This window comes from Prauserella halophila, from assembly GCF_024171895.1.
Lineage (GTDB): Bacteria > Actinomycetota > Actinomycetes > Mycobacteriales > Pseudonocardiaceae > Prauserella > Prauserella halophila.
In genome coordinates this window covers 327,319-339,966 of sequence record NZ_JAMTCQ010000011.1, presented here as the reverse complement: position 1 = coordinate 339,966, position 12,648 = coordinate 327,319, and the positions used below count along the sequence as shown (strand labels likewise).

The 12,648-nt window shown below is 71.7% G+C and carries 13 protein-coding genes; 6 read left to right on the top strand and 7 right to left on the bottom strand.

Going from position 1 to position 12,648, the window contains the following annotated elements:
* Window positions 1-101: 101 nt before the first annotated feature.
* A complete protein-coding gene (locus LY41_RS16430; protein WP_253864907.1) occupies window positions 102-839 on the bottom strand; it encodes an SDR family NAD(P)-dependent oxidoreductase in 738 nt (245 codons plus the stop codon).
* 125 nt (window positions 840-964) lie between these two features.
* Here LY41_RS16430 and LY41_RS16425 point away from each other — a divergent pair, with 125 nt between their 5' ends.
* On the top strand, window positions 965-1,189 hold the full coding sequence (locus LY41_RS16425) for a VOC family protein (protein ID WP_253864906.1): 225 nt from the start codon (window positions 965-967) through the stop codon (window positions 1,187-1,189).
* Window positions 1,190-1,198: 9 nt separating this feature from the next.
* A complete protein-coding gene (locus tag LY41_RS16420; protein WP_253864905.1) occupies window positions 1,199-1,993 on the top strand; it encodes an SDR family NAD(P)-dependent oxidoreductase in 795 nt (264 codons plus the stop codon).
* Window positions 1,994-2,078: 85 nt separating this feature from the next.
* Here the strand turns inward: LY41_RS16420 and LY41_RS16415 are convergent, their stop codons facing one another.
* From LY41_RS16415 to LY41_RS16400, 4 genes are read right to left on the bottom strand one after another with little or no spacing between them, the layout of a single operon-like run.
* Complete coding sequence (locus tag LY41_RS16415) at window positions 2,079-3,185, bottom strand: acyl-CoA dehydrogenase family protein (RefSeq protein ID WP_308292262.1); 1,107 nt, start codon at window positions 3,183-3,185, stop codon at window positions 2,079-2,081.
* Window positions 3,182-4,162: an acyl-CoA dehydrogenase family protein gene (locus LY41_RS16410; protein ID WP_253864904.1), complete on the bottom strand. Its 981-nt coding sequence runs from the start codon at window positions 4,160-4,162 to the stop codon at window positions 3,182-3,184. The genes LY41_RS16415 and LY41_RS16410 overlap by 4 nt, the downstream gene beginning before the upstream one ends.
* Window positions 4,159-5,340 (bottom strand): acyl-CoA dehydrogenase family protein, encoded by a 1,182-nt coding sequence (locus LY41_RS16405; protein WP_253864903.1) that lies wholly within the window; start codon window positions 5,338-5,340, stop codon window positions 4,159-4,161. The genes LY41_RS16410 and LY41_RS16405 overlap by 4 nt, the downstream gene beginning before the upstream one ends.
* Entirely contained in the window at window positions 5,337-6,224 is an 888-nt protein-coding gene (locus tag LY41_RS16400) for an enoyl-CoA hydratase (protein WP_253864902.1), read from the bottom strand. Before LY41_RS16400 ends, LY41_RS16405 begins: the two co-directional genes overlap by 4 nt.
* Before the next feature lie 101 nt (window positions 6,225-6,325).
* On the opposite strand from LY41_RS16400, the gene LY41_RS16395 reads away from it, so the two are divergent.
* From LY41_RS16395 to LY41_RS16385, 3 genes are read left to right on the top strand one after another with little or no spacing between them, the layout of a single operon-like run.
* Complete coding sequence (locus LY41_RS16395; RefSeq protein WP_253864901.1) at window positions 6,326-7,507, top strand: acyl-CoA dehydrogenase family protein; 1,182 nt, start codon at window positions 6,326-6,328, stop codon at window positions 7,505-7,507.
* Window positions 7,504-8,313, top strand: coding sequence for an SDR family oxidoreductase (locus tag LY41_RS16390; protein WP_253864900.1), 810 nt, complete (start codon window positions 7,504-7,506; stop codon window positions 8,311-8,313). Before LY41_RS16395 ends, LY41_RS16390 begins: the two co-directional genes overlap by 4 nt.
* A gap of 50 nt (window positions 8,314-8,363) precedes the next feature.
* Window positions 8,364-9,527, top strand: coding sequence for an acetyl-CoA C-acetyltransferase (locus LY41_RS16385; protein ID WP_253864899.1), 1,164 nt, complete (start codon window positions 8,364-8,366; stop codon window positions 9,525-9,527).
* A 146-nt stretch (window positions 9,528-9,673) separates the two neighbouring features.
* Here the strand turns inward: LY41_RS16385 and LY41_RS16380 are convergent, their stop codons facing one another.
* Both LY41_RS16380 and LY41_RS16375 read right to left on the bottom strand, forming a co-directional pair.
* Window positions 9,674-10,747: an NAD(P)H-dependent flavin oxidoreductase gene (locus tag LY41_RS16380; RefSeq protein ID WP_253864898.1), complete on the bottom strand. Its 1,074-nt coding sequence runs from the start codon at window positions 10,745-10,747 to the stop codon at window positions 9,674-9,676.
* A gap of 27 nt (window positions 10,748-10,774) precedes the next feature.
* Complete coding sequence (locus tag LY41_RS16375) at window positions 10,775-11,515, bottom strand: enoyl-CoA hydratase family protein (protein WP_253864897.1); 741 nt, start codon at window positions 11,513-11,515, stop codon at window positions 10,775-10,777.
* A 137-nt stretch (window positions 11,516-11,652) separates the two neighbouring features.
* Here LY41_RS16375 and LY41_RS16370 point away from each other — a divergent pair, with 137 nt between their 5' ends.
* The gene (locus LY41_RS16370; RefSeq protein WP_253864896.1) at window positions 11,653-12,558 is read left to right on the top strand and encodes an SDR family oxidoreductase; all 906 of its coding nucleotides are present in this window, start codon (window positions 11,653-11,655) and stop codon (window positions 12,556-12,558) included.
* The last annotated feature ends 90 nt before the right edge of the window (window positions 12,559-12,648 follow it).

Sequence of the window (12,648 nt, the reverse complement as noted above, 5' to 3'; positions counted from 1 at the left end):
TGCCTTCTCGTAGCGCTGGTTTCGAGGTGGTCGGTTGTGCTTGCCGCGAGGGGGAACGGAACGTCACTCGCGTCCGGAGTGCGGCCGTCCGGCGGGACGGGTCACGCCGCTTGCCCGCCGTCGACGACGAAGTGCTGCCCGGTGCAGTAGCCGGCCGCCGAGCTGAGCAGGAACGCGACCATGTTGCTGATCTCCTCCGGCCTCGCGGGCCTGGGGATCGGGATGTCAGCCACGGCACCGCCACCACTGCGCGTCGCCTCCGAGATCATGGCGGTGTCGACCGCGCCGGGGCACACCGCATTGACCCGGATGCCGTCCGTGCCGAGGTCGAGGGCGGCCGAGTGGGTGAGGCCGAGTACGGCCCATTTGGACGCGGCGTAGGCGGCGGCCGTGGCGTGCCCGGTCAGTCCGGCGATCGAGGAGATGTTCACGATCGCGCCGCCGTCGGACCGCATCGACGGCTGGACCGCCTGCATGCCGTAGAGCGCGCCGTGGACGTTGACCCGCAGATGCAGATCGAGCACCTCCTCGGTGGTGTCCATGATCGAGGCGAGTCCGTAGGCGCCGGCGTTGTTGACCAGTCCGTCGATCCGGCCGTAGCGATCGGCGGCGGTGCCGACGACCTCGGCCCAGTTCCCGGGCGAGGTGACATCCAGGGCGAGTCCGATCGCGTCGCCGTCGATCTCGGCCGCCACCTTCCCGGCGGGTTCGGCGGCGAGGTCGGTGACGACCACCGACGCGCCCAGTCCGGCGAGTGTCCTGGCGTGTGCGGCGCCGATGCCCTGGCCCGCTCCCGTGACGATGACGACGTGATTCTCGAGATCGACGAGGGGCTTCATGGCATCTCCTTCGCTACTCGACCGCGTGACAAGCAAGCGCTTGGTTCTGAACGCTAGCAGCTGACCGCCCCCCGCGTCACCCGTCGTGTCCCGCACGTCGGCACCGCTCGTCGTGAGGAGACGTCATGTCCGGCCAGGTCGGAGTCATCCATCACGTCGGGATCACGGTCGGCGACATCGAACGGTCGCTCGCCTTCTATGTCGATTTGCTCGCGGGCCGGCGGTTCGGGCCGTGGCGGCGCAGTGGTCCGAGGGTCGACGCGGTCACCGGTTATCCGGGTGTGGTCGTGCATCGGGCCTTCGTCGACCCGCCGGGTGCACACTGGGCCGATAAAGCAAGCAAGTGCTAGGTTTTTGTCATGGAACTCGAAGGAACCAGTGCCGTCGTCACCGGAGGAGCTTCGGGACTCGGGGCCGCCGCTGCCCGCAGGCTCGCCGCCGCGGGCGCGCGGGTCGTGATCGCCGATCTGCAGGAGGACCGGGGCGGCCTCGTCGCCGACGAGATCGGCGGGACGTTCGCGCGCGTCGACGTCACGCGCGCGGACGAGGTCGGCCGGGTGGTATCCGAGGCCGCGGCCGCGGGGCCGCTGCGCGCGGTGGTGACCGCCGCGGGCGTCGGGTGGACGGAGAGCACCGTCTCCGACGACGGCCACGCACACGCCGGTGAATCCTTCGAATGGGTGGTTCGGACCAATCTGCTCGGCACTTTCGAGGTCGTCCGCACGGCCGCAGAGGTCATGGCGGCTCAGGAGCCTGCCGACGACGGCGAGCGCGGGGCGATCGCGATGCTGTCGAGTGTGGAGGCCTTCGACGGGCAGGAGGGTCAGGTGGCGTACGCCGCGGCGAAGGCGGCGATCGCCGGCATGACGCTGCCGCTGGCCCGTGACCTGGCCGCGGTCGGCGTGCGCGCGACCGGCATCGCACCCGGGTTCATCGACACCCCGATCTTCGGAACCGGCGACGAGGCCGACGTGTTCAAGGCGCGAGTGGCCGAGGACGTGCCCTTTCCGCGGCGCATGGGCTCGCCGGACGAAGTCGCGAGCCTGATCCTGGAATGCCTCACGAACCCGTATCTCAACGGCGAGACCGTCCGGATCGACGGCGCACTCCGGATGCCTCCGCGGCTTCCGGCCCGTCCGGATCGGAAGCGCTGACGTCCGGCCACGAGAGCGCTTCCGGTCCACCTCGTCCGAAGTGGACCGGAAGCGCTCCTGGCCCGGACTTGCAGGGTCGGCGGGATCAGATCGGTGCGAGAACGCGCAGGTGCTCGTCCGCGGACCCGAAGAGGTGGGACGTGGCGTGGGCGCGCTTGAAGTACAGCTGGGCGTCGTGCTCCCAGGTGATACCGATCCCGCCGTGCAGCTGGACCATCTCGCCTGCAGCGTGTGAGAAGGCCTCGCTGCACCACGCCTTGGCGCGGGCCGCTTCGGTGGTCAGGTCGGGCGCGTTGCGGGCTGCAGCCCAGGCCGCGGCCCAGGAGATCGAGCGGGCCGTCTCGACGGAGACGAGCACGTCGGCCACGCGATGTTTGAGAGCCTGGAACGAGCCCAGAGGGCGGCCGAACTGGGTGCGTTCCTTCAGGTGGGCGACGGTGTCGTCGAGGGCCCGCTGGGCGCCGCCGACCTGCAGTGCGGTCACGGCGACGGCGGCGCGGGACCACAGCTGTGCGAGCGCGGCGCCTGCGTCGAGGGAGAGCGCTGTGGCGGGGACGTCGTCGAACTCCACGGTGGCGAACCGGAGTGTCGGATCGAGCGCAGGAGTGGGGGTTCGGGTGAGCCCCGCGGCGTCCGGTGCGACTTCGAAGAGGCCGGCCCCGGTCGGGGTCGTCGCCACCACCAGCACCACATCGGCCGCGGCTCCGTCGAGGACCAGCCGGGCGGAACCGGACAGCCGCCAGCCCTCGCCCGGCGCGGCCGCGTGGACGTCGGAACCGTCGAGGCGCCACCGTCCGGCGGTGTCCGCCCAGGCCAGGGCGGCGATGCGCTCGCCGGTCGCCATCGCGGGCAGCAGCCGTGCACAGTCGGCGGGTGCCGCTGCCAGGAGCAGCGCCTGCGTCGCCAGGACCCCGGAGCCGAGCAGCGGCGACGGGGTGAGGGCGGCGCCGAGCACCTCGAGCACCAGATGGGTTTCGAGAGACGTGAAACCGCCGCCGCCGTACTCCTCGGGCACGGCCAGCGCGGCGGCTCCGATCTGCTCGGTCACCGCCCGCCAGAGGTCGTCGTCGTATCCGCTGCCGTCGGCGACGACGCTGCGGAGATCACGGTCGGCGGCGCGGCGCTGGACGAGCGTGCGCACCGCGGTCATCAGCTCCTGCTGTTCCTCGGTGAGGCCGAACTGCATGGTCATGTCCTCGTCAGGTCGTCGAGTACCCGGCCGCGGTGGTGGGCGGGCGTTCCCCACGCGCCGATCAGGGCACGGCTGCGCAGCAGCCAGAGGCTCAGGTCGTGCTCCCGCGTGTAGCCGATCGCGCCGTGCACCTGCAGAGCCGTCCGGGCGGCGCGATGGGCCGCGGTGGACGCGGTGACCTTGGCGGCCGAGACCGTGCGCCGTGCCGTGGGAGAGCCGGCGGCGAGTTCGCGGGCCGCGCCGAGGACCAGCGGCCGCGCGAAGTCGAGGCCGACCTTCACGTCGGCGAGCTCGTGCTTGACCGCCTGGTACTCGCCGATCGCGCGGCCGAACTGGTGCCGCTGCCCGGCGTACGCGGTCGTGAGCGCCAGCATCCGGTCGCCCGAGCCGACCAGCGCGGCGGCGCAGGCGAGTGCGCCCTGGTCCAGGGCGCACTCGAGGGCGTCCTCCGGCAGCGGGGACGGCTGTTCGGCTGCGGTCACCGGGTGCAACGTCCGGCTGGGGTCCAGCGACCCGTGACCGGGGCCAGGCGTCGCAGTCGCCAGGCCGTCGTCCCTGGCCAGGACGACGTGCGTGGCGGCCTCGGCGTCCACGGCGTACGGGGTGACCGGCGGTGCCGCGAGGGTCACGCGGGCGGTGCCCTTCGCGATCCCGCCGAGCAGCTCCTCGTACGGCGTTCCGGCCAGCAATGCCGGCACGACCGCGACCGATTCGATCCAGGGTCCGGGTACGCAGTGACGGCCGAGCGATTCCGCGGCGACCGCGAGGTCGACCGGTCCCGCACCGGAGCCACCCGCCGCCTCGGGAACGGTCAGACCCGCTACACCCAGCTCGGCGAGCCGCTCCCACAGCTCGAGGCCAGGGGATCGGTCGCCGGAGATCCAGGCGCGGGTCACGGCGGGGACGTCGGCGTCGGAGAGCAGGTCGTCCAGCGCCGAGGCGAACTGGTGCTGCTCCTCGTCGAAAGAGAACTTCAACGTCGAGCCCTTCCGTTGTCGCCGCGAGGAAGCCCGAGGAGCCGCTCGGCGACGATGTTGCGCTGGATCTCGTTGGTACCGGCGTAGATCGGTCCGCCCAGCGAGAACAGGTAGTCGTCGGTCCAGCGGCCGCACAGCTCGGCCTCCGGCCCCAGCAGGTCGAGGGCGGTCTCGTGCAGGTCGACGTCGAGCTGCGACCAGAACAGCTTGTTGACGCTGCCGTCGGCGCCGACGTCGCCGCCGCGCTGCAACCTGTCGACGACGCCCCAGGTGTAGTACCGATAGGCCTCCGCGCCGATCCAGGCGTCCGCCACCCGGTCACGCAGGTGCGGTGCGGCTGCTCCCCGCTCCTGCCACAGGTCCAGCAGGCGTTCTGCGGCGGCGCAGAACCGTCCGGGCGCCCGCAGCGACAGGCCGCGTTCGTTGCCCGCGGTGCTCATCGCGACCCGCCAGCCGTCGCCCACGGTGCCGAGCACGTCGGAGTCGGGGACGAACACGTCGTCGACGAAGATCTCCGCGAACCCCGTGTTCCCGTCGAGCTGTTCGATCGGGCGAACCGTGATGCCGCTCGCGTCGAGCGGGAACAGGAAGTACGTCAGTCCCCGGTGCCGCTCCGCGCCGGGATCGGTGCGGAAGAGCCCGAACCCGCGATCGGCGAACGGTGCGCGCGAACTCCAGATCTTCTGTCCGTTGAGGACCCAGCCGCCCCGGGTGTCGTCGCGGACCGCGTGGCTGCGGATGCCGGCCAGGTCGCTGCCGGCCTCGGGTTCGGACCAGGCCTGGGCCCACACCTCGGTGCCGCCGGCCATGGCCGGGAGGATCCGCTGCTGCTGCTCCGGCGTTCCGTGCGCGAACACGATCGGCGCCAGCAGGGAGATGCCGTTCTGCGCGATCCGGGTCGGTGCGCCGCTGCGGTAGTACTCCTCCTCGAAGACGACCCACTCGGCGAGTGAGGCGTCGCGGCCGCCGAACTCGGCCGGCCAGGCCACGACCGACCAGCGGCCGTTCGCCAGGGTGCGTTCCCACTCGCGGTGCGCCCGGGCGCCCTCCTCGGTGTCCATCGACGGCAGCCGGCCCGGGTGGTGCTGCGCCAGCCAGGCCCGGGCCTCGGCACGGAAGGCCTGCTCCTGCTCGGTGAACTCCAGCGCGCCGGAGACGCCCGCGCTCGCGGGCGTCATTCCTGACTCGCCGTCGTGTTCGCTTCCGCCATCGCACTCGCGTCGAGACCGGAGAGGGAGTCGGCCGCGGTCTCGGCGTTGTGCGCATGCGCGGCGTGGTGGAGGCCGAACACCGAGTCCATACCGGTGCGCATCCCCATGGCGTCCTCGGCCTGGTTGACGGCCTTCTTGGTGAGAGCGAGGCCGAGGCGCGGCATCGCGGAGATCCGTTCCGCCATGTCGAGGACCGTCCGTTCCAGGTCCTCGCGCGCGACGACCTGGTTGACCATGCCGAGCTCGCGGGCGCGCGCGGCCGGGAAACGGTCGCCGGTGTAGAGCAGCTCCTTGGCTGCGCGCGGGTTCATGACCCACGGGTGGGCGAAGTACTCGACACCGGGGATGCCCATCCGCACGACCGGGTCGGCGAAGAAGGCGTCGTCGGAGGCGACGACGAAGTCGCAGGACCAGGCCAGCATCAGGCCGCCGGCGATGCAGGCGCCCTGCACCATCGCGATCATCGGCTTCGGGATCTCGCGCCAGCGGCGGCACATGCCGAGGTAGACCTCGGACTCGCGGGCGAAGCGGGAGTCCACTCCGTGCTTGTCGGTGTGATCCCAGTGGATGACGGCGCGGCGTTCGAAGGCCTGGTCGATGTCGCGGCCCGGCGTTCCGATGTCGTGGCCGCCGCTGAAGTGCTTGCCGGCGCCGGCGAGCACGATCACCTTCACGCGGTCGTCGTCGACGGCGCGCGTGAACGCCGTGTCGAGGGCGTAGGTCATCGCCGAGTTCTGGGCGTTGCTGTACTCCGGCCGGTTCATCGTGACCAGCGCGATGTGCCCGCGTACCTCGTAGGTGACGACCCGGTCGTCCTCGGGTGGCTCGGTGGTCGGATCCGCGTGACTCATGCCGCTCCTCTGTGCCCGGGGGTGTGCTGCATCGATGCTACCAAACAAGTGCTTGGTTTGGTAGGTTGCCGGTGTCACGACCGGAACGGCAAGGAGATGCTGTGGATCTGACCTACTCGGCCGAGGACGAGGCTTTCCGCACCGAGGTGCGGCAGTGGCTGGCCGACAACCTGGTCGGCGACTTCGCCGCGCTCAAGGGTCGCGGCGGATCCGGGCGGGAACACGAGTGTTACGAGGAGCGCGTCGCCTGGAACCGGCGTCTGGCCGAGGCGGGCTGGACCTGTCTGGGCTGGCCCGTCGAGTACGGCGGCCGCGGACTCAGCCTTTTCCAGCAAGTGATCTTCCACGAGGAATACGCCCGCGCCGGCGCTCCCGCCCGGGTGAACCATCTCGGGGAGGAGCTGCTCGGGCCGACCCTGATCGAGTTGGGCACCGAGCAGCAGCGGCAACGGTTCCTGCCGGGCATCGCCGACGTCACCGAGCTGTGGTGCCAGGGCTACTCCGAACCCGGCGCGGGCTCCGACCTCGCGGGGGTGCGCACCCGTGCCCGGCGGGAGGGCGACGAATGGGTCCTGGACGGGCAGAAGGTCTGGACCTCGCTGGCGCAGCACGCCGACTGGTGTTTCGTCCTCGCGCGCACCGACCCCGGCTCGACGCGCCATGCCGGCCTGTCCTACCTGCTGGTGCCGATGGATCAGCCGGGTGTCCGGGTTCGGCCGATCGAACAGCTCACCGGCACGTCGGAGTTCAACGAGGTCTTCTTCGACGGTGCCAGGACCGGCGCGGAGATGGTCGTCGGCGAACCCGGTGACGGCTGGCGCGTCGCCATGGCGACCCTCGGCTACGAGCGCGGCGTCTCCACCATCGGCCAGCAGGTCGGCTTCGCCAAGGAGCTCGACGGGATCGTCGCGACCGCCCGCGCGAACGGCACCTACGACGATCCGGTCGTGCGTGCCCGGCTCGCCCGCGCCCGGCTCGGCCTCGACGTGATCCGCACCCACGCCCTGCGCACCCTCAGCTCCGTCGCCGCAGGCACGCAGGGTCCGGAGGTCTCGGTCAGCAAGCTGCTGTGGGCGCGTTGGCACCGTGACCTGGGCGAACTGGCGATGGCGGTGCGCGGGGCCGACGCACTCACCGTCGCCGGGGCGCCGTACGCGCTCGACGACCAGCAGAGTCTCTACCTCTTCAGCCGCGCCGACACGATCTACGGCGGATCCGACGAGATCCAGCGCAACATCATCGCCGAGCGGGTGCTCGGCCTACCGAAGGAGCCTCGCCCATGACCCGACCGCCGACCACGCCGGAGCAGCCCGTCCCCGAGTACGTGCCCGGTCACGACCTGCTCGCCGGCCGGGTCGTGGTCGTGACCGCGGCGGCCGGTGCCGGGATCGGCGCGGCCGCGGCCCGCAAGGTGCTCGAGGAAGGAGCGGCCGCGGTCGTCATCGGTGACGCCCACGAGCGACGCCTCGGGGAGGCGCACCGCACGCTCGCCGAGGAGTTCGGGGAGGACCGCGTCGGTGCGCGGGTCTGCGACGTCACCGACGAGGAACAGGTGACGGCGCTGCTGGACGCGGCCGAGCCGTTCGGCGGCGTGGACGTCCTGATCAACAACGCCGGGCTGGGCGGTACCGACGACCTCCTCGAGATGCCGGACGAGCGCTGGAACCTGGTCCTCGACGTCACTCTGACCGGAACCATGCGCTGCACCCGCGCAGCCGGTCGCCGCTTCGTCGCGGCGGGCAAGAAGGGCGTCGTGGTCAACAACGCGTCGGTCGTCGGCTGGCGTGCCCAGGAAGGGCAGGCGCACTACGCAGCCGCGAAGGCGGGCGTGACGGCCCTGACCCGCTCGGCGGCGATGGATCTCGCACCGCACGGCATCCGGGTCAACGCCGTCTCACCCAGTCTGGCCATGCATCCGTTCCTGGAAAAGGTCACCAGTCCCGAGCTGCTCGCCGAACTCAAGTCCGCGGAGGCGTTCGGCCGCGCGGCCGCACCGTGGGAGATCGCGAACGTGATGGTCTTCCTCGCCAGTGACTACGCCTCGTACCTCACCGGCGAGGTCCTGTCCGCCAGCAGTCAGCACGCCTGAGCCGGCGATTCCGCGTCGCGTGTGCAGCGACCCGCACCCTGAGGAGACCCATGTCCGAGGCCTACATCATCGATGCCGTGCGCACCGCCGTCGGCAAACGCGGCGGCTCCCTTGCCGAGGTCCACTCGGCCGACCTCGGTGGCCATGTGCTGGCCGCGGTGGTCCGGCGCGCCGGGGTCGATCCGGCCGCGGTCGACGACGTGATCCTCGGCTGCACCGACACGCTCGGTTCGCAGGCAGGCGACATCGCTCGCACGGCATGGCTGGTCGCCGGCCTGCCGGAGACGGTGCCGGGCGTGACCGTCGACCGGCAGTGCGGCTCCAGTCAACAGGCGCTGCACTTCGCCGCGCAGGCGGTCATGTCGGGGACCCAGGACCTGGTCGTCGCCGGTGGGGTGCAGAACATGAGCGCCGTCCCGATCTCGGCGGCCATGCTGGTCGGCCAGCAGTACGGTTTCTCGACCCCGTTCGCCGAGTCGCCGGGCTGGCGCACGCGGTACGGCGACCAGGAGATCAGCCAGTTCCGGTCGGCGGAGATGATCGCCGAACGGTGGGACATCCCACGGGACCGGATGGAGGAGTTCGCGCTCGCCTCCCACGAGCGTGCCCACGCGGCGACAGCCGAGGGGCGCTTCTCCCGGGAGATCGAGCCGCTCGTGCTCGACGACGGCAGCGCGTTCGCCACGGACGAGTGTCCACGTCGGACATCGCTGGAGAAGATGGCAGGACTGGAACCGCTGGCGCCGGGAGGCAGGATCACCGCCGGGGTCGCCTCGCAGATCTGCGACGGCGCGGGCGCCGTCCTCGTCGCCTCGGAACGGGCCGTCGCCGAGCACGGGCTGCGGCCACGGGCGCGCGTGCACCACCTCACCGTGCGCGGGGACGATCCGGTGTGGATGCTCACCGGGCCGATCGCCGCGACCGAACACGCCCTGGCGCGCGCCGGCATGAGCATCGACGAGATAGACCTCGTCGAGTGCAACGAGGCGTTCGCCTCCGTGGTCCTGGCCTGGATGGCGGAGATCGGTGCCGGGCACGAGAAGGTCAACGTCAACGGTGGTGCCATCGCACTGGGTCATCCGATCGGCGCCACCGGCGTGCGGTTGATGACCACGCTGCTCGGCGAACTGGAACGCAGCGGGGGCCGGTACGGCCTGCAGGTGATGTGTGAGGGCGGCGGCCAGGCCAACGTGACGATCATCGAACGGCTCTGACGGCGAACGGCGTATCCATGGCGGGCGACGTGTCCATGGTGGACCAGGTGTCCACGGTGGGCGATGGCGCCGCCTGCCGTCACCGGCGGGCGGCGCCGTCACGCCGCCGGGATCCGGGGACGGCCGGCCGGCCGGATCGGGGACCGTCAGTCGGCCAGAGTTGCGCTGCTCGCGGCGATCCGCTCGACGGCCTGGGCGACGATCCGGTCGACCAGCTCCTCGCAGCTCGGCAGGTCGTCGATCACACCGACGACCTGCCCGGACGCCAGCATGCCCGCCTCGGTGTCCCCGTCGACGAGTCCGGCGCGCAGCAGCATCGGGGTGTTGGCGGCGAGCGTCATCTGTGACCACGTGCGACCGGAGGCCCGCTTCATCCGCCAGCCGTCGCGGACGAACTCCGGCCAGCTCACGCCGCTCATGCGCTTGAACTCCGCGGCCCGGCGGCCCGCGGACAGGAGCCGCTTGGCCGCGTTGCCGTCCTCCAGTCCCGCCACGAAGTCCGTTCGCAGCAACCGATGCGGCACCCCGTCGGCGCGCGCGGTGACGACGGTGCCGTCCAGCCCGTGGGACAGATACAGGCGCCGGATCTCCTCGGGCACGGTGCTGTCGCTGGTCAGCAGGAATCGCGTCCCCATGCCGATGCCGGCCGCGCCGTAAGTGAGGGCGGCGGCGAGCCCGCGGCCGTCGAAGAACCCGCCCGCGGCCACGACCGGGATGTCGACGGCGTCGGCCACCGTGGGCAGCAGCAGCGTGGTGGGGACCGATCCGGTGTGCCCACCGCCCTCGCCGCCCTGGACCATCACCAGGTCGGCACCCCACGAGGCCACCTTCTGCGCATGGCGCGCGGCGCCGACCGACGGCATCACGACGACGTCGTGCTCCTTGAGACGTGCGATCAGGTCCGGTGTCGGAGCGAGCGCGAACGAGGCGACCCTGACGCCGTGCTCGATGAGGAGGTCGACCCGCTGCGCAGCGTCCCCGGCATCGGCGCGGAGGTTGACCCCGAAGGGCCGGGTGGTGCGGTCCTTCACCTCGAGGACGGCCTTCTCCAGCTCGTCGAGGGTCATCGTGGCGGAGGCGAGGATGCCCAGTGCGCCCGCGCGTGCCGTGGCGCTGACGAGCCGCGGTCCGGCGACCCAACCCATCCCCGTCTGGACGATCGGATGGTCGACGCCGGTGAGCTCGGTGAGCGGTGTGCGCAGCCGCGACGGTGTGGTCATCGGTTCTCCCGTTCTGCGTCGGCCTGCTCACGTGTTGCGGACGAAGGTGTCGCGGCGTTCGTCGGCGACGCCGGCGAGGTTGAGCTCGAAGGTGAATCCCTGTTCGAAGCGGTAGCTCTTGTTGACGTCCATCGGGTCGATCCCGTTGAGCGCCTCCTTGGCCGCGCGGATCACGCGGGGATCCTTGTCGTTGATCTCGCGGGCGATCGTGAGGGCGGTTTCGTCCAGCTGGTCGTGAGGAACGACGTCGAACACCGAGCCGAAGCGGAGCAGGTCGGCCGCCGGGACGGTGCGGGCCGTGAAGTAGAGGGTGCGCATCAGATGCTGGGGCACCAGGCGGGCCAGGTGGGTGGCGGCGCCGAGGGCGCCCCGGTCGACCTCGGGGACGCCGATGTAGGCGTCGTCGGCGGCCACGATCGTGTCGGAGTTGCCGATCAGGCCGACCCCGCCGCCGAGACAGTGGCCGTGGACGGCGGCGACGACGGGCACGGGGGACTCGTAGACGGCCTTGAACGCTGCGTAGCAGCCGTGGTTGGCGCCCAGCAGCGCGTCGAAGCCGTCGGTGTGCTGCATCTCCTTGATGTCGACGCCCGCGTTGAAGCCCCGCCCCTCGGCGCGCAGCACCGTGACGTGGGCGCCCTGCTCGGCGGCCCCGCGTACGGCGTCGGCGACCGCGTACCAGCCCGCCACGGGCAGGGCGTTGACCGGCGGGTGCGCCATGGTCACGACGGCGATGGTCCCGTCGACGAAATCCGTGCTGACAGTCATGATGATCCTAACCTAGCGTTTGCTTGGTACTCTAACCCTGAACGGTCCCGATCGGCCAGTGGATCCGCGACGTCACCGGAGCGTTGTCGCCGCGTCGCCGGCCGGTCCAGCCCAGCAGATCCGAAGGAGCAGCACCGATGACAGGAATCCTGGAAGGCCGTGTCGCCGTCGTGACCGGTGCCGGACGCGGTCTCGGGCGCGAACACGCGCTCGAGCTGGCCCGCCACGGCGCGCGCGTGGTCGTCAACGACTTCGGCGTCTCGGCCGCGGGGGAGGGGACCGGCGAGACACCCGCGGAAGCGGTCGCCACCGAGATCGTCACTGCGGGAGGACAGGCCGTGGCCAGCGGTGCGGACGTCGCGGACTTCGAGCAGGCGGCCGCGCTGATCGAGCAGGCGGTCGACACCTTCGGCGCCCTCGACGTCCTGGTGAACAACGCCGGCTTCCTCCGGGACCGAATGCTGGTCAACGTCGAGGAAGCCGAGTGGGACGCCGTCGTCCGCGTGCACCTGAAGGGCCACTTCGCGATGCTGCGGCACGCAGGCGCCTACTGGCGCGCCGAGGCCAAGGCGGGGCGGGCCCGCGCAGCCCGGGTCGTCAACACCACCTCGGGTGCCGGCCTGCAGGGCAGTGTCGGACAGGGTGCGTACTCGGCGGCCAAGGCCGGCATCGCCGGCCTCACCCTGGTCGCCGCGGCGGAACTGGAGCGCTACGGCGTCACCGTGAACGCGATCGCCCCGGCGGCCAGGACCCGGATGACCGAAGGGGCGTTCGCGGACGCGATGGCCGCGCCCGCCGACGGGTTCGACGCCATGCACCCGGGCAACGTGGCGCCGGTGGTCGCCTGGCTCGCGAGTGCGGACGCGGCGGACGTGACCGGCCGGGTCGTCGAGGTCGAAGGCGGCCGGATCTGCGTCGAGGACGCCTGGCGGCACGGTCCGAGTGTCGACCTCGGGAGCCGCTGGGAGGCTGCCGACGTCGGCGGAGCGGTACGCGCTCTGCTGCCGAAGGCCGCCGCACCCGAACCGGTCTACGGGGCGTGAGGCGATCCGACCGCCCGACCGCCCGGCCGTCGCCGGCCGGACGGCGCGTTCGACGTGCACTCGAGCCGGGAGCCCGCCCTCACCGGGGTC